Annotated in this window: 21 protein-coding genes and 2 pseudogenes; 8 read left to right on the top strand and 15 right to left on the bottom strand. The window is 70.6% G+C overall.

Annotation, left to right across the window (positions count from 1 at the left end; all coding sequences use genetic code 11):
- Positions 1–12: 12 nt before the first annotated feature.
- On the bottom strand, positions 13–1,695 hold the full coding sequence (locus ABD858_RS04045) for a DUF885 domain-containing protein (protein ID WP_345034620.1): 1,683 nt from the start codon (positions 1,693–1,695) through the stop codon (positions 13–15).
- A 63-nt stretch (positions 1,696–1,758) separates the two neighbouring features.
- Positions 1,759–2,241 carry an Lrp/AsnC family transcriptional regulator gene (locus ABD858_RS04040; protein ID WP_345034619.1) on the bottom strand — a complete coding sequence of 161 codons (483 nt, stop codon included), beginning with the start codon at positions 2,239–2,241 and terminating at the stop codon, positions 1,759–1,761.
- Positions 2,242–2,300: 59 nt separating this feature from the next.
- Here ABD858_RS04040 and ABD858_RS04035 point away from each other — a divergent pair, with 59 nt between their 5' ends.
- Entirely contained in the window at positions 2,301–3,503 is a 1,203-nt protein-coding gene (locus ABD858_RS04035) for a trans-sulfuration enzyme family protein (RefSeq protein ID WP_345034618.1), read from the top strand.
- Here ABD858_RS04035 and ABD858_RS04030 read toward each other — a convergent pair.
- The 4 genes and pseudogenes from ABD858_RS04030 to ABD858_RS04015 all read right to left on the bottom strand — a co-directional run bounded on the left by ABD858_RS04030 (position 3,430) and on the right by ABD858_RS04015 (position 7,304).
- Positions 3,430–4,827: a GNAT family N-acetyltransferase gene (locus ABD858_RS04030; RefSeq protein ID WP_345034617.1), complete on the bottom strand. Its 1,398-nt coding sequence runs from the start codon at positions 4,825–4,827 to the stop codon at positions 3,430–3,432. The two genes, ABD858_RS04035 and ABD858_RS04030, sit on opposite strands and share 74 nt — an antisense overlap.
- Positions 4,828–4,925: 98 nt before the next feature.
- Positions 4,926–5,609, bottom strand: a pseudogene (locus ABD858_RS04025) (alkaline phosphatase D family protein); the annotation flags it as partial.
- Between the two features lie 93 nt (positions 5,610–5,702).
- Entirely contained in the window at positions 5,703–6,533 is an 831-nt protein-coding gene (locus tag ABD858_RS04020) for an alpha/beta fold hydrolase (protein WP_345034615.1), read from the bottom strand.
- Positions 6,534–6,650: 117 nt separating this feature from the next.
- Entirely contained in the window at positions 6,651–7,304 is a 654-nt protein-coding gene (locus ABD858_RS04015) for an NADPH-dependent F420 reductase (protein ID WP_345034614.1), read from the bottom strand.
- 110 nt (positions 7,305–7,414) lie between these two features.
- Between ABD858_RS04015 and ABD858_RS04010 the strand changes: the two genes are divergently transcribed.
- Positions 7,415–8,299, top strand: coding sequence for an RNA polymerase sigma-70 factor (locus tag ABD858_RS04010; protein ID WP_345034613.1), 885 nt, complete (start codon positions 7,415–7,417; stop codon positions 8,297–8,299).
- A gap of 178 nt (positions 8,300–8,477) precedes the next feature.
- Positions 8,478–9,242, top strand: a complete 765-nt coding sequence (locus ABD858_RS04005) for a GntR family transcriptional regulator (RefSeq protein ID WP_345034612.1) — start codon at positions 8,478–8,480, stop codon at positions 9,240–9,242.
- A 61-nt stretch (positions 9,243–9,303) separates the two neighbouring features.
- Here the strand turns inward: ABD858_RS04005 and ABD858_RS04000 are convergent.
- From ABD858_RS04000 to ABD858_RS03990, 3 genes and pseudogenes are all read right to left on the bottom strand, one after another.
- Positions 9,304–9,453: pseudogene (locus tag ABD858_RS04000) on the bottom strand (transcriptional regulator); the annotation flags it as partial.
- Positions 9,454–9,521: 68 nt separating this feature from the next.
- Positions 9,522–10,172: a response regulator transcription factor gene (locus ABD858_RS03995; protein ID WP_345034611.1), complete on the bottom strand. Its 651-nt coding sequence runs from the start codon at positions 10,170–10,172 to the stop codon at positions 9,522–9,524.
- A 4-nt stretch (positions 10,173–10,176) separates the two neighbouring features.
- Entirely contained in the window at positions 10,177–11,349 is a 1,173-nt protein-coding gene (locus ABD858_RS03990) for a sensor histidine kinase (RefSeq protein WP_345034609.1), read from the bottom strand.
- A 107-nt stretch (positions 11,350–11,456) separates the two neighbouring features.
- Between ABD858_RS03990 and ABD858_RS03985 the strand changes: the two genes are divergently transcribed.
- Genes ABD858_RS03985 through ABD858_RS03975 form a run of 3 tightly spaced genes read left to right on the top strand, consistent with a single transcriptional unit; the run spans position 11,457 to position 13,584 of the window.
- Positions 11,457–12,389, top strand: coding sequence for an ATP-binding cassette domain-containing protein (locus ABD858_RS03985; RefSeq protein ID WP_345034608.1), 933 nt, complete (start codon positions 11,457–11,459; stop codon positions 12,387–12,389).
- A 3-nt stretch (positions 12,390–12,392) separates the two neighbouring features.
- Positions 12,393–13,136 (top strand): ABC transporter permease, encoded by a 744-nt coding sequence (locus tag ABD858_RS03980; protein ID WP_345034607.1) that lies wholly within the window; start codon positions 12,393–12,395, stop codon positions 13,134–13,136.
- A 40-nt stretch (positions 13,137–13,176) separates the two neighbouring features.
- A complete protein-coding gene (locus tag ABD858_RS03975) occupies positions 13,177–13,584 on the top strand; it encodes a hypothetical protein (protein ID WP_345034605.1) in 408 nt (135 codons plus the stop codon).
- A gap of 14 nt (positions 13,585–13,598) precedes the next feature.
- On the opposite strand, the gene mug is transcribed toward ABD858_RS03975, so the two are convergent.
- Genes mug through ABD858_RS03960 form a run of 3 tightly spaced genes read right to left on the bottom strand, consistent with a single transcriptional unit; the run spans position 13,599 to position 16,420 of the window.
- On the bottom strand, positions 13,599–14,150 hold the full coding sequence (mug, locus tag ABD858_RS03970) for a G/U mismatch-specific DNA glycosylase (protein WP_345044256.1): 552 nt from the start codon (positions 14,148–14,150) through the stop codon (positions 13,599–13,601).
- Positions 14,147–15,580: an adenylosuccinate lyase gene (gene purB, locus ABD858_RS03965; RefSeq protein ID WP_345034604.1), complete on the bottom strand. Its 1,434-nt coding sequence runs from the start codon at positions 15,578–15,580 to the stop codon at positions 14,147–14,149. Before purB ends, mug begins: the two co-directional genes overlap by 4 nt.
- 60 nt (positions 15,581–15,640) lie before the next feature.
- Complete coding sequence (locus ABD858_RS03960) at positions 15,641–16,420, bottom strand: SGNH/GDSL hydrolase family protein (RefSeq protein WP_345034603.1); 780 nt, start codon at positions 16,418–16,420, stop codon at positions 15,641–15,643.
- Positions 16,421–16,479: 59 nt separating this feature from the next.
- On the opposite strand from ABD858_RS03960, the gene ABD858_RS03955 reads away from it, so the two are divergent.
- Together ABD858_RS03955 and ABD858_RS03950 are read left to right on the top strand one after the other, a co-directional pair.
- Positions 16,480–17,493 (top strand): maleylpyruvate isomerase family mycothiol-dependent enzyme, encoded by a 1,014-nt coding sequence (locus ABD858_RS03955; RefSeq protein WP_345034602.1) that lies wholly within the window; start codon positions 16,480–16,482, stop codon positions 17,491–17,493.
- A 78-nt stretch (positions 17,494–17,571) separates the two neighbouring features.
- Entirely contained in the window at positions 17,572–17,856 is a 285-nt protein-coding gene (locus tag ABD858_RS03950; protein WP_345034601.1) for a holin, read from the top strand.
- A 36-nt stretch (positions 17,857–17,892) separates the two neighbouring features.
- On the opposite strand, the gene ABD858_RS03945 is transcribed toward ABD858_RS03950, so the two are convergent.
- The 3 genes from ABD858_RS03945 to ABD858_RS03935 all read right to left on the bottom strand — a co-directional run bounded on the left by ABD858_RS03945 (position 17,893) and on the right by ABD858_RS03935 (position 20,835).
- Positions 17,893–18,906: a hemolysin family protein gene (locus ABD858_RS03945; protein WP_345034599.1), complete on the bottom strand. Its 1,014-nt coding sequence runs from the start codon at positions 18,904–18,906 to the stop codon at positions 17,893–17,895.
- Positions 18,903–20,234 (bottom strand): hemolysin family protein, encoded by a 1,332-nt coding sequence (locus ABD858_RS03940; protein ID WP_345034598.1) that lies wholly within the window; start codon positions 20,232–20,234, stop codon positions 18,903–18,905. Before ABD858_RS03940 ends, ABD858_RS03945 begins: the two co-directional genes overlap by 4 nt.
- Before the next feature lie 193 nt (positions 20,235–20,427).
- A complete protein-coding gene (locus ABD858_RS03935) occupies positions 20,428–20,835 on the bottom strand; it encodes a zinc-binding metallopeptidase family protein (protein WP_425586150.1) in 408 nt (135 codons plus the stop codon).
- Positions 20,836–20,931: the final 96 nt, after the last annotated feature.

Genomic DNA, 20,931 nt, shown 5'->3' with positions numbered 1-20,931 from the left:
CGCCGGTCCCGGTCAGAGCTTCGAGAGCTCGTCCACCAGGTCGTCCAGGCCCAGCGAGCCCTGGGAAAGGGCAGCCATGTGCCAGGCCTTGGCGTCGAAGGCGTCACCGTGGGCCTTGCGGGCGTTCTCGCGGCCCAGGAGCCAGGCGCGTTCGCCGAGCTTGTAGCCGATGGCCTGGCCGGGCATCGAGAGATAGCGGGTCAGCTCGCTCTCCACGAAGTCCGCGGGGCGGCCACTGTGCATGCCGAAGAACTCCTGCGCCAGCTCAGGGGTCCAGTGCTCGCCAGGGTGGAACGGCGAGTCCGCCGGGATCTCCAGCTCCAGGTGCATGCCGATGTCCACGATGACGCGGCAGGCGCGCATCATCTGGGCGTCGAGGTAGCCGAGCCGGCGCTCCGGGTCCGGCAGGAAGCCCAGTTCGTCCATGAGCCGCTCGGCGTACAGGGCCCAGCCCTCGGAGTTGGCGCTGACCTGGCCGACGCTCGCCTGGTAGCGGGAGAGCTTGTCGGCGACATGCGTCCACTGGGCGATCTGCAGATGGTGGCCGGGGACACCCTCGTGGTACCAGGTCGACACCAGGTCGTACACGGGGAAGCGGGTCTCGCCCATGGTGGGCAGCCAGGTGCGGCCGGGGCGGGAGAAGTCCTCGGAGGGGCCGGTGTAGTAAGGGGCGGCCGCGCCGCCGGGCGGCGCGATGTGGGACTCCACCTTGCGTACTCGCTCGGCGAGTTCGAAGTGGGTGCCGTCCAGCGCCTCGATCGCCTCGTCCATGAGGTTCTGCAGCCAGACGCGGACTTCGTCGACTCCCTCGATGTGCGTTCCGTGCTCGTCGAGGTGGGCCAGCGCCTCCCAGGGGCCCGCGCCGGGAAGGACCTTGTCGGCCTCGGTCTTCATCTCGCCGAGCAGCCGGTGGTACTCGGACCAGCCGTACGCGTAGGCCTCGTTCAGGTCCAGGTCGGTGCCGTTGAAGTGGCGCGACCAGCGGGCGTACCGCTCACGGCCCACGGTGTCCGGCCGGCCCTCGATCGCGGGCGCGTACACGTCGCGCATCCAGTCGCGCAGCGCGGTGACGGCCTCCGTGGCACCCCGGGCGGCGGTGTCCAGCTCGGCGCGCAGTGCCTCCGGGCCGTCCGCGGCGAACTCCTCGAACCAGCCGCGCTCGGAGCCCGCCCAGTCGGTCAGCTGGTCGATGAACGTGGCCGTGGCGCGCGGTCCGCCGTACAGCTTGCGCTCGAGACCCAGCGCGAGCGAGGCGCGGTACCCCTCAAGAGCGGCGGGCACGGCACGCAGCCGCTCGGCGATCGCGGCCCAGTCCTCCTCCGTCTTCGTGGGCGTCATGGTGAACACCTCGCGCACCACGTGCGCGGGCGAGTGGATGTTGCTGACGGTACGCAGACCCTCCTCGGCCTCGTGCACGGCGAGTTCGGCCGTCAGCCGCTCGCGCAGCAGCCGGGCGCAGCGCCGCTCCTCGTCGGTGTCCGCACCCGGGAGCTTCTCGGCCTCGGTCAGCCGGACGAGGGTGGCCCGGGCGAGTCCGGCGAGGGCCTCCTGTCCGGCGGGTGAGAAGTCGGGGAGACGGCGGGAGCTCTCCTCGACTCCCAGGTAGGTCCCGGTGACCGGGTCGAGTTCGATGAGCGCGTCGACGTAGGCGTCGGCGACCTGACGGGGAAGTGCGGTGCTGGAAGTGTCTGGCATGCGGACATCCTCATACGCGCGAGCGCCCCGCGTCACCACTATTCGACGATCGGTATCCGTCGGTCAACGGCCCGATGCGGGCGGCAGCAGTGGACCGCAGTCCCACTGCTGGAAGATGAGCCTGGTTTCGACCCTGGCCACTTCGCGTTGTGAGGTGAATTCGTCCAGGACCAGTCGCTGGAGATCGGCGGTGTCTGTCACGGCCACATGCACCAGATAGTCGTCGGGCCCGGTGAGATGGAACAGCGCGCGTGATTCGGGCAGTGCCCGGATGCGGTCCACGAAGGGGCCGATCAGCTCCCTGCGGTGCGGTCTCACCTGCACCGACAGCAGCGCCTCGATGCCGCGGCCGAGCTTGGCGGGGTCGACGCGCAGTTGATGGCCGAGTATCACCCCGATGCGGCGCAGACGGGCCACCCGGTCCAGGCAGGTGGAGGGAGCCACCCCGACCTCGGCGGCGAGGTCGCGATAGGTGGTCCGGGCGTCGTTCTGCAGGAGGCGCAATATGTGCAGATCGACCGCGTCCAGTACGGCGGAATCGGCCATGCGCCGAACGTTACACGCCAGTCGGTCACTACGGACCGGTAACCGTTCAGGGTTCGAATATGGATACGGACACCCCCATCACCCCCAGGGCTCTGGCCACCGAAGCCGTGCACGCCGGACGCGAGGACCTCGCGGCCATGGGCCTGCACGCGGCGCCGATCGACCTGTCCACCACGTACCCGTCGTCCGACAGCAGGGCGGAGGCGGCCAGGATCGACCAGTTCGCCGCGACCGGCGAGCTGCCGGAGGGGTCGCCCGTCTACGCCCGGCTCGACAACCCCACCACCGCCCGCTTCGAGACCGCCCTGGCACGGCTCGAGGGCACCGAGAGCGCCGTCTCCTTCGCGAGCGGCATGGCGGCCCTGAGCGCGGTGCTGCTGGTACGGGCGAGCCTCGGCCTTCGCCATGTGGTGGCCGTGCGCCCGTTGTACGGATGCAGCGACCACCTCCTCACCGCCGGTCTCCTCGGCACCGAGGTGACCTGGACCGACCCGGCCGGCGTCGCGGACGCGATCCGCCCGGACACCGGCCTGGTGATGGTCGAGACGCCGGCCAATCCGACGCTCGCCGAGGTCGACATCCGGGCGATCGCGCATGCCTGCGGTTCGGTGCCGCTGCTCGTCGACAACACCTTCGCCACCCCGGTGCTCCAGCGGCCGGTGGAGAGCGGCGCCAGGATCGTGCTCCACAGTGCGACCAAGTACCTGGGCGGGCACGGCGACGTGATCGCCGGAGTGGTCGCCTGTGACAAGGAGTTCGCGGGTGCGCTGCGGCAGGTCCGCTTCGCCACCGGCGGGTTGCTGCACCCCCTGGCCGGCTATCTGCTGCTGCGCGGGCTCTCCACTCTGCCCGTGCGGGTACGGGCCGCGTCGGCTACCGCCGCGGAACTGGCCCAGCGGCTGGCCGCCGACCCGCGCGTCGCCCGTGTCCACTATCCGAAGCTGGGCGGCGCCATGGTCGCCTTCGAGGTGCACGGCGACCCGCACGCGGTGATCTCCGGCGTGCGGCTGATCACCCCGGCCGTCAGCCTCGGCAGTGTCGACACGCTCATCCAGCATCCGGCCTCCATCAGCCACCGCATCGTGGAGGAGGGAGACCGGCGGTCGGCGGGCGTCAGCGACCGGCTGCTGCGGATGTCCGTGGGCCTCGAGGACGTCGAGGACCTGTGGCGCGATCTGTCCGAGGCGCTCAGCGCTCCGTCCGCTGGTACGGCTCGTACGGCGGACGCGACGGTGCCGGCGCCGTCCGTAGCCGCGCAGTGATCACGAGCGTCCCCTCCTCGATCTGGTAGTCGAGGGGCAGCCCCAGGCCTCGCATCACCGCGACCATCCCGGTGTTGGAGGCCTGGGTGACGGCGTAGACGTTCTCGCAGCCCGCCTCGACAGCCAGCCCCACCAGCCGTCGCAGCAGCTCGGAGCCGATGCCACGGCGCTGCCAGTCGTCCTCGACCAGCAGGGCGACCTCGGTCTCGTCGCCGTCCCAGAGCAGATGGCCGAGGGCCACCAGCCGGCCCGCGGCCGTCTCCACGGCGAGGGTGCGGCCGAAGCGGGGGCTGAGCAGGTGGTTCAGATAACGGTCGGCGTCGCCCACCGGGCCGTGGTAGCGGAGCTTCAGGGTCCGCTCGGAGCAGCGGCCGTGCATGGCTCGGGCGGCGTCGACATCGTCCTGGTCGGCCCTGCGCACGGTGATCGGGTCGCCCTCGGCCAGGGCGAGGACGTCCTGGCTGTGCGGGACCCTCGGGCCCAGGCGGGCATCCAGCTCGACCAGGGCACGGGCGCGGGCGAACTCGCTGGGCGTGAAGGGAAGACAGGGGCGCTCGACGGTGATCACGCCGCCGCGCGGGTCGCGCAACCGCATCACCGTCCCGTCCAGTACGCCCTCCACCGGGGCCGTTTCGCCGGTGGGCCGGCCGGTCGGCGAGACGGCGGGCACCGAGTGGATGGTGCAGCGGCCGAGCAGCTGGCGCAGCGTGAGCGGGAGTTCGGCGGCGTCCAGAGCGGTGCGGGTGGCCAGGCCGAGCAGCCTCGTCGGGGTGTCGACCAGATCGTGGGCGTCCGCCCGCTCGATCCAGGTGTCGCTGCCGCCCGCCGCGGTGATCTCCCGGGTGAGCCGGGCCGCGAGCAGCTCCCGCGGGGCGCGCAGCAGGAACTCGTCCACCGTGCCGTCCGCGAGCGGATGGGTCTGCAGGGTGAGGATGTCGACGTGGTGCCGGGCGAGCGCACTGCACAGAGCCGCCAGGCTGCCGGGTTCGTCCCGTACGGTCGTACGCATCCGCCACAGGGCCGTCTGCCGCTCGGGGGCGTCCTGCGCGGCGGGCGGCGCTGTGGTCCTGTGGCCCGTACCACCCCCGTCGTCGGCGGGCGGGGCATGGCTGTGCCGCCGGGCCCACCAGGTGTGGAACGCGGCGGTGGCGACCAGCGCCACCACCGAGGCGACCAGCAGGAACAGCCCGTCCGGGCCGTGCGCGATCATGTTCGCGATCGAGTCGGCGACCGCCACGGCGGTGAACACGGCAGCCAGCTCGATGAGGTTCCGGCGCCGGCGGTGCGGGAGGCGGGTTTTCTTCGCAGTCATCACGTCCGTCATGACGTTCACTCTCGCCGAACGGTGTTGCGTGATCGCGAACAGTTTGTGACTGATGGGTTAAGTGTGGTTCTGTCGGTTTTGGGGCTATTTTCGGCCGATTACTGTCCGACGTGTCCCGGCTGCAGCACCTTGCTGAACAGTACCGTGCCGCCCTCGGCCCGCAGCCGCACGGTCAGCTCGCCGCTCCCGCCGTCGATCTCGACCTTGCCGAAGCACTGCGGGGACTCCATCGGGGAGACATTCGGCCTCGTCGGCGCGTGCACGAAGACCCGGTCGGGGCCGAAGGTCTCGTCCAGCTCGTTGGCCGGGAATCCGCCCGCGGCCAGCGGCCCCGAGACGAACTCCCGGAATGGGGCGAAGTCCTTGAAGACGGCGCGCGACGGGTCGTAGTGCTGGGCCGAGGTGTAGTGCACATCGGCCGTCAGCCACAGCGTGCCGGTGATCCCGCGGTGCTTGATGAACCGCAGCAGTTCCGCGATCTGCAGCTTCCGGCCCAGCGGCGCGCCCGGATCGTCCTGTGCGACGGCCTCGAAGTTCGCCGCGCCGTCCGGGACCACCAGGCCCAGCGGCATGTCGGCGGCGATCACCTTCCACACCGCGCGCGAACGGACCAGCTCCCGCTCGAGCCACTCCAACTGCTCGGCGCCGAGGATGCCCGTGGTGTCGTCGGTCTGCCGGCCGGGAGAGTTGGCGTTGCGGTACGACCGCATGTCCAGCACGAAGACGTCGAGCAGCGGACCGGGCCGCACGACCCGGTGCATCCTGCCGTCGGCCCCCCACGGCGGGCACATGAACCCCGGATGAACAACGACGACTTGACGGGCGGCGGATGTGCGTGGCCGGGCATCCGCCGCCCCTCCCCGGAAGGGCGGGGCTCAGCGGCTGGTGTCGAGGATGACGCGGGCCACCAGGGCCGGATCGTCGTTCATCGGGACATGGCCGCAGCCCGGCAGGCGGACCAGCCGGGCGGCCGGAATGATGTGCTTGGCGCGGATCCCCTGGCGGCGCAGCAGCAACCGGTCGCGGCTGCCCCAGGCCACGGTGACCGGCACATCGGGCACGTCGTCGGTGAACAGCACGCTTCGCCCGGCCGCGAGCGTCTGCTCGAAGCCTGTGGCGTCCCGCAGCGCGAGGGTCTCCGCGACGACCGCCTCCGGTGAGCGACGCCCCGGCCGGGCGTAGATGGTGCTGGTGAGTGCCGCGCGCCCGGCCGCCGTGCCGGCCAGCCGCTCGATGACGGGGAGCGGCAGTGCCCTCGCACCGTGGCGCATCGCCAGCAGCGTCGCGAAGGCGAAGCGGCGTTCGGTCTCGGTCCAGAATCCGGCCGGGGACAGGGCTGTGACGGAGCGGGCGAGTTTCTCACGGCCCAGCTCCAGAGCGAGCAGCCCGCCGAGCGAGTTGCCCGCCACATGCGGGCGCTCCACCCCGAGTGCCTCGCACAGCGCGCCGAGTGTGGCCCCCATGGTCGTGAGGTCGTACCGCACGCTCTCGGGCAGCGAGGGCGACTCGCCGAAGCCGGGCAGGTCCACTGCGATCACGTCGCGTTCCGCGGCCAGTGCGGGCAGCACCGGGTCCCAGGCCTGCCGGTGGTGCCCTATTCCGTGGAGCAGCAGCAGCGGTTCACCCGCTCCGGTGCGACGGTAGGCGATGGACGCCGTGCGGCTGCCGTGGGGTGACTCGATGGTGAACGAGATCTGTGCGGACATGCTGCTGCTCCCTGTCTGCGGAGACGGTGGCACCGGATTCACTTTTGGACATCCTGTCAGCAACAGCTACCGCCGGGTAGCTTCTGATTCGGAGGCGTGTTCCCCGACAGGGCGCGCCTACTTCGCCCGACGGATCTCCAGATTGAAGTCGGTGTGACCGAACCGCTGCATGAGGCTCACCCAGAGCGGCAGCCACATCTCCACCGTGCGGGACTCCTCGATTCCGCCCAGATCGATGACCCGGTGCGGCGGCCAGCCGAACTCGCCGAGGAGGGCGACCGCCTGCTCCTTCGCCGCGGGGTCGTCGCCGCAGACGAAGACCTGGTGCTCGCCCGGCACCCGCGCGGGATCGACCATGACCGCGCAGTTGACGGTGTTCAGCGTCTTCACCACCCGGGCCTCCGGGAAGTAGCGCTGGATCTGTGCACCGACACTGTCGGACTCGACCGGTGACAGCCGCAGCCGGCCGTCCTCGAAGGACAGCGGATTCGTCACGTCGACGAGCAGCTTGCCTGCGAGTTGCCTTTCGCCCGCCGAGTGCAGAGCGGAGAGTGCCACCTGGCCGCCCACCGCCAGGATCACGGCCTCCCCTGAACCGGCGGCGTCGGCGAACGTCCCGGTGCTCGCGCGGGGTCCGGCGCCCGCGGCCCACTCCAGCGCCCGCGGATTGTCCTTCTCCTGGGAGCCCATGATCACCTCGTGGCCCAGCTCCACGAGTTTGTCGCCGAGCGTGCGGCCGACCACACCCGTACCCAGAACTCCGTAGCGCATCGGATCCTCCAGAACCGGTCCGCCGACCGTCGGCGGCCGCCCGCACATTGTGCTCTTTTACGCACCTTTTCCACCTGGACAGCCGTTGATCATTCGGGTGGGATGGGGGAGTGACGACCGAGACCGCGACCGATGTCTTCGAAGAGCACCGGCCCGTCCTCTTCGGTGTGGCCTACCGCATGCTCGGCCGGGTGGTCGATGCCGAGGACATCGTGCAGGAGGCCTGGCTGCGTTGGTCGGCCGAGGACCGCACGGACGTCCGGGAGCCACGTGCGTTCCTGGTACGGACCGCGACCAGGCTGGCCATCGACCGGCTGCGGCAGGCGCAGTCGTGGCGTGAGGCATACGTGGGGCCCTGGTTGCCGGAGCCGCTGGTCACCGACTTCGGGACGGTCGTCCCGGACACCGCGGAGCAGGCCGTGCTCGCCGAGTCGGTGTCGCTCGCCGTGCTGGTGGTGCTGGAGTCGCTCTCACCGCTGGAGCGCGCGGTGTTCGTCCTGCGGGAGGCCTTCGGCTATCCGTACGGTGACATCGCCGCCGTACTGGAGCGTTCGGAGGCGGCGGTGCGCCAGCTCGCGGGGCGTGCGCGACGGCATGTGGAGGAGCGCAAGCCGCGCTTCGACGTCGACCCGGCCGAACGCCGTGACCTGACGGAACGTTTCCTGGCCGCGGCGGCCGGCGACGACCTCGATGGGTTGCTCTCCCTTCTCGCGCCCGACGTACGCCTCGTCGGCGACAGTGGCGGCAAGGCCAAGGCCCCGCTGCGTGTCATCGAGAGTGCGGACAAGGTCGGCCGCTTCCTGCTCGGTGCCGCGCAACGCGGGGTCGAGAATGTCGAGTTCCGCTTTGTGGAGATCAATGGGGGTCCCGCGCTGTTCGTCCTGTCCGGAGGGAAACCGGACAGTGTCTTCCAGCTGGACGTGGCCGACGGGCGCATTCAGTGCATCTATATCGTGCGCAACCCTGACAAACTGCTCGCCCTCGCCGAACGGTAGCCGCCTCCTCCCTTCTTTCGGGCCCCGCGTCCTCACCAGGACCGCGGTGCCCTGTGCTGCCCCGCATTGGTCTTGACCAAGGGGAGGGCCCGCCCTATGGTCGGCAGGGTTGGTGCAGGAACCCTTGATGAACAAGGGCGCGAAAAGCCGCGGGGATACTGCGATTGCGGAGGACAGGGTGGGGACCACGCAGCTCGAATCGGCGCCGGAGCCCAAGTACTGGCACCTCAAGACCGTGCTCAGCGAGGCCCTCGACTCGGACTTCGCGGTCGGCGAGATCCTGCCCAACGAGCGCGAACTGGCTGCCCGCTTCGGTGTGGCCCGCGCCACCCTGCGCCAGGCACTTGATCAGCTGGAGCTCGAAGGCCGGCTCCAGCGCCGCCGGGGTGTGGGCACCACCGTCGCCCCGCCTCGCGTCGGTGTGGCCGTCGGCACCTCGCAGCACGACTGGCCGGGCGCTCCCGGTGACACCTGGCAGGCCGGCGGATGCACCAGCGCCACCCCGCCCGCGATGGTGGCCCGCCTCCTCGGCATCGAGCCCGGTGAAGAGGTGAACGTGGTGCGCAGGCTGCGGCTGACCCACGGTCAGCCTGTCGCGGCCGAGCTGCTGTACGTACCGGTCGGCTCGGTGCCCGACCTGCCGGCCATCGACAGCCCCTCCGGGCCCGCCCGCGCCCGCAGCGTTCTGCGTGAACTCCAGCGACTCGAGCTCGACAGCCAGGACCGCGCCGTCGAGCTCGGCTCGGCACGCGCCGACGACGCCAAGGAACTCGACCGGCTGCCCGGCGCACCCGTCCTCGTCGTCACCACCCGGTACGTCGCCGAGGGCAGGACCGCCGCCGTCTCGGTCGCCACCTACCGCGCCGACACCTGCCGGCTGACCTTCGGAGACAGCGGAAACGTGGAGATCAGTCACCACCCCCACGAGCGCCGAGCCTCCTGATGTTCGCGTGCGGCGCCCGGGCGTAGGGGGTGTCCGCATGGCCGGCCTCGGGGCGCCGGGCTCAGCGGCGGGCCCTCACCGTCCGCTCCACGGCGAACAGCCCCTCCTCCACATGGTCCAGCGTCGGCCGCAGCGCCCCCGTCGCCACGGCCGCCTCACCGAGCAGCGACAGCGCCACGCGCGGCGGCCGGAGACAGTAGCGGGCCAGCGCCGCTCCAGGAGGCGGCCTGAGCCAGGAATCCCCTCCCCTTCAGGGAGGGGAGCAGTCAATGAGACGTGTCAGCGGGGAGCGACGAATCCCGACTCGTACGCGGCGATGACTGCCTGGGTGCGGTCCCGGGCGCCCAGCTTCGCCAGAACGGCGCTGACATGCGACTTCACCGTCTCGCTGCCGACCACGAGCTCGGCGGCGATCTCCGCGTTGGACAGTCCGCGCGCCATCAGCCGCAGCACCGACGCCTCCCGCTCGGTGAGCGCCGCCCGGTCCATCGCCTCGCGGGCGCGCTTGTTCCCGTACTCGGCCGCGAGCGAGCGGACCGCGGCCGGGAAGAGCAGCGACTCGCCCTCGGCCACCAGCCGCACCGCGTGCACGATCTCGGCCGGCTTGGCCCGCTTCAGCAGAAAGCCGTCCGCGCCTGCGCGGAGCGCGTCGTACACGTACTCGTCGTTCTCGAAGGTCGTGACGACCAGCACCTTCGGCGGCTCGGGCAAGGTGCGCAGGAGCGTGCGGGTGGCCTCTATGCCGTCCATCAGCGGCATCCGTACATCCATCGCCACCACGTCCGGGCGCAGTTGGCGCACCAGCGGGATCACCGCGGCACCGTCGGCGGCCTCTCCCACGACCTCGATGTCGGGCTGGGCCTCCAGAACGGCGCGCAGACCCGCGCGCACGAGGGGTTCGTCGTCGACCAGAAGAACAGTTACGGGCACGCGGTCAGCGTATTCCGTCCAGCGGGAGGCTCGCCCACACCCGCCAACTGCCTTCCAGCGGGCCGGTGACAGCCTTGCCGCCGAGCAGGGCGGCACGCTCGCGTATACCGCGCAGCCCACTGCCGCCCTCGGGCGCCGGGGTCGCCCCGGACAGCGGATTGGTCACCTCCAGATCGAGCCGGCCCTCGGACACCGCGATACGTACCCGGATCGGCACGACGCCCGAGTGGCGCAGTACATTGGTGAGCGCCTCCTGAAGGATGCGGTACCCCTCCCGGGAGACCGGCCCCGGCACCCGTTCCAGCGGCCCGGACAGCTCGGCCGTGACCTGAGCACCCGAGGCACGCGCGGATTCCAGCAGCCGGTCGGCCTCGTCGAGAGACGGTCTTTTGGCGGCGGGACGATCGGACTCCCGCAGCACACTCAGGACGCGGTCCAGATCGTCCAGGGCCGCCCGGCCGGTCTCCTCGATGGCTGCCAGCGCCCGCTCGGTGAACTCCGGATCGTTCGCCGCCCGTGCCGCACCCGCCTGGACGACGGCCACGGTCAGCGCGTGGCCGATGGTGTCGTGCAGCTCCCGGGCGATGCGATTGCGCTCCAGCAGCTGCTCGGTGCGCTCCTCCAGGACGCTGAGCCGCTCCGCGGCGGACGGGCCCAGCAGCCGGCGGGCGATCGCGGTGATCAGCTTCCCGCTCCCCACGACGACGGCCATCAGGACGACCAGCGGCAGGGGCGCGAGCAACGCGTACGCTTGATGCGACTCGGCGACCCGGAACAGAGCATCGTCGCTGGGATTTGCACCCGTCGCAGCATTGATCATGTCCACGGTGAGCATGAGCAGCCGCACAGTGGCGGTGGTGACCCCCATGCCGAGAAGAAGCCGTATCTCCAGCCACAGCACGGTGCGCCACCGGTCGGGCCACGTCGCGGACGACGAGGCCGAGATGGCGGCGTCCGGCTTGCCCCGCTCATGGGGCGTCAGCAGCAGCTGCGCCTGCAGTCCTTCCGCCAGGCGCGCCGCCGGGATCAGACCGATCGGCACCAGCAGCAGCGCGGGCACGTAGGGGCGCTCAAAGTCGATGAACAGCCACACGCTGACGAAAAGCGTGGGGATGAACAAGTGCAGCCAGCGCGTGTAGGTGACCGAGTGGCCCAGCGGACGGAGGAATTGGCGCATCCCCTCATCGTGCCAGCGGCCTGATCACCGCGGCTCCCCCGTGCGGGGGAGACGGTCCCCACGCCCGGGGGAGGTCCCTGACCTGGTACGACGGCCAGGCTGAAACCATGACAAGCATCGAAGTCCAGGAACTCGTCAAGGAGTACGGCACCACCCGTGCTGTGGACGGTCTCACGTTCGGCGTGGAGTCCGGCCGGGTCACCGGTTTCCTCGGCCCCAACGGAGCCGGGAAGTCCACGACCATGCGACTCGTGCTCGGCCTGGACCGGCCCACCTCGGGCACGGCCACCGTGGGCGGGAAGCTCTACGCCGACCTCGACGAGCCGCTGCGTCATGTGGGCGCGCTGCTCGACGCCCAGGCCGCGCACGGCTCCCGTACCGCGAGGGACCATCTGCTGGCGCTGGCCGTGAGCAACCGCATACCCGCCCGCCGGGTCGACGAGGTGTTGGAGGAGGCAGGGCTCGCCAAGGCGGCGAAGCGCCGCATCAAGACCTTCTCGCTCGGCATGCGGCAGCGCCTCGGCATCGCGGCGGCACTGCTCGGCGATCCCGCGGTCGTGATGCTGGACGAGCCGTCCAACGGCCTCGACCCCGAGGGCATCATCTGGATCCGCGAGTTGATGCGACGCCTCGCCCGCGAGGGCCGGACGGTGCTTGTCTCCAGCCATCTGATGAACGAGACCGCGACCTTCGCCGACCACTTGGTGATCCTCGGCCGGGGCAGGCTGCTGGCGGACACCCCCATGCGTGACTTCCTCGACGAGCGCAGTCGGCCGCGGGTGCAGGTGCGCACCACCGATCCGGCACGGCTGCGCCAAGCGCTGGTCCGTCAAGGATACGACCCGGAGCGCGGCGGGGACGGCTGCTGGACCGTCGAGGGCGCCCGCGCCGAGGAGATCGGTGCGATCGCGGCCCGCGAAGGTATCGCGATTCTCGGACTCACCGACGAGCAGGCCTCCTTGGAGCAGGCCTACCTCGAACTCACCGCCGCGGAGACGGAGTTCGCGGCCACCGCCCGCCCGATCGACCAGGAGGCCTGACCCATGTCCACCACCGCAGTGCTGCGCTCCGAATGGATCAAGATCAAGTCGTTGCGGGCCGGCGCCATTTCGCTGATCTCCGTCTTCGTCGCCATGGTCGGAATCACCGTCCTGGTTTTCGCCAACATCGGCCAGCCGCAGGCGGAGCTCGACGGTGACGCCTTCGATCCGGTGCACTTCGCGTTCTATGCGCTGCTCTTCGGCCAGGTCGCGGCCATTTCCTTCGGCACGACAGCGGTCTCCTCCGAGTATCTGAACGGGGCCCTGCGGATATCGCTGGCCGCGGTGCCGAACAGAGGGATCTTCTACGCCGCCAAGATCGCGCTCGTGGGTGCTCTGGCGCTCGCCGTGGGCATGGTCACCAGCTTTGTGACCTTCCTGTCGGGACAGGCGTTCATGGGCGAGTACGCCATCGGGCTCGGTGACCCCGGTGCCCTGCGTGCCACCGTCGGCGCAGGCATCTATCTCGCGCTCATGGCGCTGTTCGCGGCGGGCCTGGCCGCACTGTTCCGGAGCGGCGTCGGTGTGCTGAGCCTGCTCATACCCCTGGTGCTGATCGTCTCGTTCGTGATCGGGGACGTGTCGTCAGGGTCAGCCCAGTACCTGCCCGACCGGGCGGGGCAGCAGGTGCTGCTCCAGCACCCCGAGGGCACCCTCGGGCCGTGGAGCGGACTCGGAGTGCTCGCGCTCTGGGCAGCCGCCGCCGTGGCGGCCGGCTGGTTCGCGGTGAAGCGCCGGGACGCCTGACGCGAAGCCAGTTGTCAGTGCCGGGCGCTTTACTGACGACATGGCCACCGCAGCGTATCTCGCCACCATCGCCCGGCTGCGCGCCCGACCCTTCCCGGCCGGGCGCGGCTACCACCTCGCGGAGCTCAGTACCAGCGAGGACTTCTGGGAGGACGACGGCACGCGACGCCGGGAGGCCGAGGAGCAGTACGAAGCCGAGTGCGAGGCGCTCGCGGCCGCGCTCGCGGAGCGCTGGGGCGAGCCGCAGATGTTCAGCCTCTGGAGTGTGTTCGTGCGCGGTATGGAGGGAGAGGAGATACCGGAGCCCTGGGCAGGGCTGAGCAACAGCGTTCCACACCTCTACCTCTGGCGGGTCGGCCCGCACTGGATAGCCCTGGGAGTCTCCCAGTGGGACAAGGAGCTGCCGTTCCAGCTCCTGGCCGCGATCACGGAGACGAACCCGCCGTAGGGCCCGCTGCGCGTTCAGGCTCGGTCGGCCTCGGCCTCGGCCTCGTGGCGCAGGCGGGCGAACTCCTCGGCCATGGTCTGGGCCGTCCAGTGGGCGTTGAGGCCGCTCGGGTTTGGCAGGCCCCAGATCCGGGTGTCGCCGATCGTCCGCTCCTGCGGACCGATCCGGGCGTGGCGCTCGCCGAAGGCCGTGCGGTACGCGGTGATGCCGACGACGGCCAGCCAGCGGGGACGCAGCCGCTCGACCTTCTCGACGAGCAGGCGCCCGCCCTCGCGGAACTCCTCCGCGCTCAGTTCGTCGGCACGGGCGGTGGCCCGGGCCACCACATTGGTGATGCCGAGACCGTATGTCAGGAGCTCGTCCTGCTCGGACGGCTTCAACTGCCGCGGGGTGAAGTCCGACAGATGCAGCACCGGCCAGAAGCGGTTGCCGGGGCGGGCGAAGTGGTGGCCCGTCGCCGCCGACATCAGGCCGGGATTGATACCGCAGAAGAGCACCGAAAGGCCGCCCGCGGCCACATCGGGAACGATGCGGTCACGAGCGGCCTCGAGCTCGGCGGGGGTCAGAGGATCGACCCCGGGGTGTAGGCGGCGGCCTCCGGGTACTGCTTGGCGATCTCCTCGATGCGGGAGACCACGGAAGCGACCTGGTTGGCGGCCGCGCCGGTGAAGGACAGCTTGTCGGCCATCAGGGCGTCCAGCTGGGCGCGGTCCAGCGGGATACGGTCGTCCGCGGCGAGCTTGTCCAGCAGCTCGTTGCGCTCCACGCCCTGCTCGCGCATGGCCAGCGCCGACGCGACCGCGTTCTCCTTGATGGCCTCGTGCGCGACCTCGCGGCCGACTCCGGCCCGTACCGCGCCCATCAGCACCTTGGTGGTGGCGAGGAACGGCAGGTAGCGGTCCAGCTCGCGGGCGACGACCGCGGGGAAGGCACCGAACTCGTCGAGGACCGTCAGGAAGGTCTCCAGCAGACCGTCGAACGCGAAGAACGCGTCCGGCAGGGCGACCCGGCGGACCACGGAGCAGGAGACGTCGCCCTCGTTCCACTGGTCGCCCGCCAGCTCGGCGGTCATCGAGGCGTAGCCGCGCAGGATGACCATGAAGCCGTTGACGCGCTCGCAGGAGCGGGTGTTCATCTTGTGCGGCATGGCGGAGGAGCCGACCTGGCCGGGCTTGAAGCCCTCGGTGACCAGCTCGTGCCCGGCCATCAGCCGAATCGTCTTGGCGATCGACGAGGGCGCGGCGGCGAGCTGTACCAGCGTGCTCACCACGTCGTAGTCGAGGGAGCGCGGGTAGACCTGGCCGACCGAGGTGAAGGCATTCGCGAAGCCCAGGTGACCGGCGATGCGCTGTTCCAGCTCCGCCAGCTTCGAGGCGTCGCCGCCCAGCAGGTCCAGCATGTCCTGCGCGGTGCCGACGGGGCCCTTGATGCCACGCAGCGGGTAGCGGCCCAGCAGGTCCTCGAGGCGGGCGTAGCCGACCAGCAGCTCGTCGGCCGCGGTCGCGAAGCGCTTGCCGAGGGTGGTGGCCTGGGCGGCGACGTTGTGCGAGCGGCCGGCCATGACCAGCTCCGCGTACTCGGCGGAGAGCTTGCCGAGCCGGGCCAGCACGGCGACCGTGCGGTCGCGCATCAGCTCCAGGGAGAGCCGGATCTGCAGCTGCTCGACGTTCTCGGTCAGGTCGCGGGAGGTCATGCCCTTGTGGACGTGCTCATGGCCGGCGAGGGCGTTGAACTCCTCGATCCGCGCCTTCACATCGTGCCGGGTGACCTTCTCGCGCTCGGCGATGGAGGCCAGATCGACCTGGTCGAGCACACGTTCGTAATCGGCGAGGGCCTCCTCCGGCACCTCGATCCCGAGGTCCTTCTGGGCACGCAGCACGGCCAGCCAGAGCCGGCGCTCCAGCTTCACCTTCTGCTCGGGGGACCAGAGGACGGCGAGCTCGGTGGAGGCGTAGCGGCCGGCCAGGACGTTCGGGATGCGAGGCTTTGCAGTCACGTGACCAGATTCTACTTGGCGGTTCCTGCAGGCCGGTGACCCGGTCCGGTTTGTGGCTTGCTACGACTGGCCGGGCTCGTAGGGCAGCAGCTCCGGCCGCTTCGGCGGACGGCCGTCCCCGGAGGAGCGGCCGGTCAGGCGTCGGCCGATCCACGGAAGCAGATATTCACGCGCGAACCGCAGGTCACCCGTGCGTCGGGTCAGCCAGTCCGGCCGCACGGCGGGCGGGAGCGGCGCGCGCCAGTCGTGCGCCGGCTCCAGGCCAAGTGTCTGCCAGACCGCCTCGGCGACCCGCTCGTGCCCCTCGGCCGTCAGATGCAGCCGGTCCACGTCCCACATCCGGGGGTCGCCCAGCGCCGGCGCCCCGTACAGATCGACGACGAGCGCGCCGTGCCGCTCGGCGAGACCCCCGATGTGGGCGAAGAGCTGTTCCATGCGCGGCCGGAATCGCTCCATCACCGGGCCCTCCCGGCCCGGGCTGCGCATCAGCACCAGCTGCCCGCAGGCGGGCGTCAGCCGTTCCACCGCCTCCTCGAGCAGGCCCAGTACCCGGCCCATGTCGCACTTGGGCCGCAGTGCGTCATTGAGCCCGCCGACCAGTGTCACCACGTCGGCCCGCATGGCGGCGGCCCGGTCGACCTGATCGTCCACGATCTGCCCGATCAGCTTTCCGCGCACTGCGAGATTCGCGTACCGGAAGCCGGGGGTGCGGGCCGCCAGCCGCTCGGCCAGCAGATCAGCCCAGCCGCGGTACGAGCCGTCAGGCAACAGGTCCGACATGCCCTCCGTAAAGGAGTCACCGACCGCGACAAGACTGGTGTAGGTGGCATTCATCGTCATGGCGGGGTGATCGTATCGCGATACAGTCGGGCGATCCGAGGGGAGACGGGGGAGGGGACGTGAGCGAGGCGCTGCTGCGCACGCTGGCCCAGGCGTTGGCGCATCTGGTGACCATGGTCGACACCTGCGACGACGATGTGCTGGACCCGGACACGGCCGTGAAGTGGCTGGAGGACTCGGGCCATGTTCTGAACCAGCTCAGCACGGAGGATCAGTGCAGGCTGACCGAGCTGTTCCGGCAGATCGCGCTGCGTGAGCCCGAAGGCCCCTGGCGCGAGGCGCTGCTGAGGATGCCAGACGGTTATGGCTTCGACCACGATGCCGACGAACGTCACCGGCGCTATTGCCACGAGGCCGAGAGCCAGGTCGGGCGGTTTCTACAGGTTGTACGCGACGTGGACCCCGCCACGCCCGTCCCGACCTGCCCCGGCTGGACCTTCGCCGATCTGATCAAACACCACGGCACCACCCACCGCTGGATGGCGCATCTTGTGCGGACCGGAGCCATGAAGCGCGTCCGGTCGCGGGACGTCCCGCTCGACCTTCCCCCGCATCCCTCCGGGTATCAGGACTGGCTCGCGGGCAGCGCGGCGGCCTGTCTGGACACGTTGCGCGCCGCGCCCCCCGAGATGCCGATGTGGACGCACGGCGCCGACCGGCACGTACGGTTCTGGCCCCGCCGGCTGCTCTTCGAGGCCGTCGTCCATCGCGCCGATGCCGAGCTGGTCCTCGGCCGTGAGCCGGACATCGGCGCCGAGACGGCGATCGACGGCATCGACGAGTTCCTGGAGAACCTGCCGCACCTCAGTGACGCCACCTGGGCCGGAGAGCCCGTCTCGGTGCGGCTGTGCTCGGGCGACGGAGACGCCGCCTGGACGGTGACCTTCGGCGGCGGCGACTTCGCGTGGCGCCGCAGCCGCGACGAGACGTTGGCGACCGCCACCGTGCGTGCGACGAGCAGCAGCGATCTGCTGCTGCTCGTTTATGGCCGATACAAGCCGGAAGCCGACCGTTTCACCGTCACCGGCGATCGAGCGGCACTGGACCGCTGGCTCTCCGCCACCGCTTTGTGACGGGACTCTGCCGCACCGCGCAGTTCCGCGCTATGCCAACTCTCAGGACCGCAAGCACAACAAGAGAGCGAGTGAGGAATGTTCACTGCCGCCTTCTGGAAGGCCACCGCCGAGCGCGCGATCCGCACCTTCGCGCAGTCCCTCGCCGCCGTCCTCATGGCCGGAGCCACGAACCTCCTTGACGTCGACTGGCAGGCGGCCCTGGCCACGGCGGGCCTGGCCACCCTGGTCGCGGTGCTCATGGCAGTGGGCTCCTCGGGCATCGGCAAGCCCGGTCCGGGCCTCACGGAGACCACGGAAGGAGCGGCCACTCCCGCCCGCCGTGCGGTCGCCGGCCCGGCCGGCCAGCCGGCCGACGGGTAGCCGACGGCCGGAACGGGCACGACGGGGGCAGACCACTCAGTCCGGCCGCCCCACCAGTTCGCGCAGCACGTCCTCCATCGTGACCAGGCCCGCCAGCCTGCCGTCGTCGTCCAGTGCCGCCGCCAGGTGCGTACGGCTGCGGCGCAGCGCGGTCAGTACGTCGTCCAGCGGCGCCGCGGCCCGTACCCGGGCGATCGGGCGCATCGCGCTCACCGGGAACGGCACATCGCGGGGCGCCGCGTCCAGCGCGTCCTTGACGTGCAGGTAGCCCAGGATCCGGCCTTCCTCGTCGACGACCGGGAAGCGGGAGTACCCGGATTCGTACGAGAGCCGCTCCAGCTCCTCGGGAGTGGTCCCGACGCCGGCGCGGATCACCCGCTTCAGGGGCACCACCACGTCCCGCACCGGGCGCCGGCCCAGCTCCAGTGCGTCGTGCAGCCGCTCGGCCGCACGATCGTCGAGCAGTCCCGCGTCGCCCGAGTCGGTGACCAGCCGGGCCAGCTCGTCGTCGGAGAAGGTGGCACTCACCTCTCCCTTGACCTCCACCCGGAGCAGCTTCAGCAGCCCGTTGGCGACGGAGTTGACCCCGAAGATCACGGGGCGCAGCGCACGCGACAGCGTCACCAGCGGCGGGCCGAGCAGCAGCGCGGTCCGCAGGGGCTCGGCCAGTGCGACGTTCTTCGGCACCATCTCGCCGAAGAGCATGTGCAGATACGTCGCCGCGGCCAGTGCGATCACGAACGAGATGGGCCGGGTCATGCCTTCGGGCACTCCGACGGCGTGGAAGAACGGTTCCAGCAGATGCTCGATGGCCGGCTCGGCCACCACACCGAGCACCAGTGTGCACAGCGTGATGCCCAGCTGTGCCGCCGCCATCAGCGCCGACACGTGTTCCAGGCCCCACAGGACACTGCGGGCCCGCCGGTGCCCCTCGTCCGCCAGCGGCTCGATCTGGCTGCGGCGTACCGAGACCAGCGCGAATTCAGCGCCGACGAAGAACGCGTTGACGACCAGTGTCAGCAGGCCGATGAGGATCTGGATGACGGTCATCGCCCGGCCTCCCCACGTGCGTCATGAAGGGGAGCGTGCAGTAGCACACGGGCCGCGCGCCGACCCGAAGCGTCCACCACATCGAGCCGCCAGCCGGCCAGCTCGAAGTGATCGCCCACGGCCGGGATGCGTCCCAGCTCGTTCGCGATCAGCCCGGCGAGCGTCTCGTACGGGCCCTCGGGCACCCGCAGCCCGATCGTCTCCAGCTGGTCGGTCCTGGCCGCGCCGTCCGCCGAGTACAGCGCCCGCCCGTCGGCGTCCTCACCGGCGGTGGCCAGGTCGGGGGTTTCGTGCGGATCGTGCTCGTCGCGCACCTCGCCGACGACCTCCTCGACGATGTCCTCCAGGGTCACGACTCCGGCCGTGCCGCCGTACTCGTCGATCACGACGGCCATGGTGCGCATGCCGGACAGCCGGTCGAGCAGCCGGTCCACGGTCAGCGTCTCCGGTACGAGCAGTGGCTCGCGCAGCATCTGCGCGACCGGAACCCTCGGCCGGCTTTCCGCCGGGATCGCCAGGACGTCCTTGATGTGCGCGATGCCGACGACCGCGTCCAGGCTGCCGCGGTAGACGGGGAACCGGGACAGGCCGGTGGCGCGGGTGGCGTTGGCGACATCCTCCGCCGTCGCCTGCAGTTCCAGGGCGGTGACCTGAACCCGGGGTGTCATCACGTTCTCCGCCGTCAGCTCCGCGAGATTGAGCGTGCGCACGAACAACTCGGCGGTGTCCGCCTCCAGTGCGCCCTCCTTGGCGGAATGCCGTGCCAGTGCCACCAGCTCCTGAGGGCTGCGGGCGGAGGCGAGTTCCTCGGCGGGTTCCAGGCCGAGGCGGCGTACCGTGCGGTTGGCCGTGTTGTTGAGGTGGCTGATGAACGGGCGGAAGGCCGTGCTGAACATCCGCTGCGGGGTGGCGACCACCTTCGCCATGGTGAGCGGAGCGGAGATGGCCCAGTTCTTCGGCACCAGTTCGCCGACGACCATCAGGAAGACCGTGGACAGGGCGGTGCCGATCACCAGGGCCGCGGAAGAGGCCGTGCTGCTGGACAGCCCGATCGCCGTGAGGGGGCCGTGGAGCAGTTTCGCGATGGAAGGCTCGGAGAGCATGCCGATCACCAGATTGGTGACGGTGATGCCGAGCTGGGCGCCGGACAGCTGGAAGGTGAGGCTGCGCACGGCCTTCAGGGCGCTCGCCGCGCCCCGTTCGCCGCGCTCCACGGCCCGTTCCAGATCACTGCGCTCGACCGTGGTCAGCGAGAACTCCGCCGCGACGAATGCTCCACAGGCCAGCGAGAGGAGCACGGCCACGATGAGCAGGAGCACTTCGGTCATCGGTTCACCTCTGTTCCATGATCGGCCAGAGGCAGGAGGATCGCGCGACAACGCCGGGAGTGTTCGGGGGCCCGAGGCACGCGCAGCGGAACAAGTCAGTACTGGGAGGCTCGCCCATGGGCGGACGCTCACACCTTTCCGATGATCGGGTTGCTGGTCTCTTCATGGTAAAGGATCAGCAAAAGCCGTCCGATCACTCCGCCAGCGGCTTGACCCCGCGCCGCCAGTGGTCTTCGCGGTGGCAGCCACCCGCGGCCCACGCGTGACGGGCCCGTTCGTTGGTTTCCAGGACCACGGCATCGTCGGTCTCGCGGGCGACGATGTTCTGGAGCCGGGTGACGACGGCGGCCGCGGTGACGACCGGATCCACCGCCAGGTGCGGAGTGGCGGCGTGACCGCTCTGCCCGTGCAGTTTCACGTCGAGCACCGCGCTCGCCGCCGTCATCGGCGCCTGTTCCGTCGCGTGCGCGACCGTGCCGGAAGGCAGCGGCGCAGCATGCTGGGCGAGTACGGAGTCGGGTCTGCCGAGCCGTTGGTACCGTCCGTCGCGCAGCATGGCCTCGGCACCGCTGAGCGTCTCCTCGGCCGGCTGTCCCACCACCAGCAGGGGTGCCCCGCCACCGGCCGGACAGGCGGGCGAGCAGGTCCTCGGCGTCGGCCGCCGCGGCCAGGTGCAGGTCGTGGCGGCACGCGTGCA

Origin of the sequence: Streptomyces sannanensis, from assembly GCF_039536205.1 — a bacterium.
In the GTDB taxonomy this organism is placed as follows: Bacteria; Actinomycetota; Actinomycetes; order Streptomycetales; family Streptomycetaceae; genus Streptomyces; species Streptomyces sannanensis.
Note: the sequence above shows the minus strand (reverse complement) of the source record. Positions and strands in the feature narration are given on the sequence as shown.

Bases quoted from the DNA above. Each gene is read 5' to 3' on its own strand.
- ABD858_RS04045 (WP_345034620.1), bottom strand. From the start codon at position 1,695: ATGCCAGACACTTCCAGCACCGCACTTCCCCGTCAGGTCGCCGACGCC.
- ABD858_RS04040 (WP_345034619.1), bottom strand. From the start codon at position 2,241: ATGGCCGATTCCGCCGTACTGGACGCGGTCGATCTGCACATATTGCGC.
- ABD858_RS04035 (WP_345034618.1), top strand. From the start codon at position 2,301: ATGGATACGGACACCCCCATCACCCCCAGGGCTCTGGCCACCGAAGCC.
- ABD858_RS04030 (WP_345034617.1), bottom strand. From the start codon at position 4,827: ATGACGGACGTGATGACTGCGAAGAAAACCCGCCTCCCGCACCGCCGG.
- ABD858_RS04020 (WP_345034615.1), bottom strand. From the start codon at position 6,533: ATGTCCGCACAGATCTCGTTCACCATCGAGTCACCCCACGGCAGCCGC.
- ABD858_RS04015 (WP_345034614.1), bottom strand. From the start codon at position 7,304: ATGCGCTACGGAGTTCTGGGTACGGGTGTGGTCGGCCGCACGCTCGGC.
- ABD858_RS03990 (WP_345034609.1), bottom strand. From the start codon at position 11,349: ATGCGCCAATTCCTCCGTCCGCTGGGCCACTCGGTCACCTACACGCGC.
- ABD858_RS03985 (WP_345034608.1), top strand. From the start codon at position 11,457: ATGACAAGCATCGAAGTCCAGGAACTCGTCAAGGAGTACGGCACCACC.
- ABD858_RS03980 (WP_345034607.1), top strand. From the start codon at position 12,393: ATGTCCACCACCGCAGTGCTGCGCTCCGAATGGATCAAGATCAAGTCG.
- ABD858_RS03975 (WP_345034605.1), top strand. From the start codon at position 13,177: ATGGCCACCGCAGCGTATCTCGCCACCATCGCCCGGCTGCGCGCCCGA.
- ABD858_RS03960 (WP_345034603.1), bottom strand. From the start codon at position 16,420: ATGACGATGAATGCCACCTACACCAGTCTTGTCGCGGTCGGTGACTCC.
- ABD858_RS03950 (WP_345034601.1), top strand. From the start codon at position 17,572: ATGTTCACTGCCGCCTTCTGGAAGGCCACCGCCGAGCGCGCGATCCGC.
- ABD858_RS03945 (WP_345034599.1), bottom strand. From the start codon at position 18,906: ATGACCGTCATCCAGATCCTCATCGGCCTGCTGACACTGGTCGTCAAC.
- ABD858_RS03940 (WP_345034598.1), bottom strand. From the start codon at position 20,234: ATGACCGAAGTGCTCCTGCTCATCGTGGCCGTGCTCCTCTCGCTGGCC.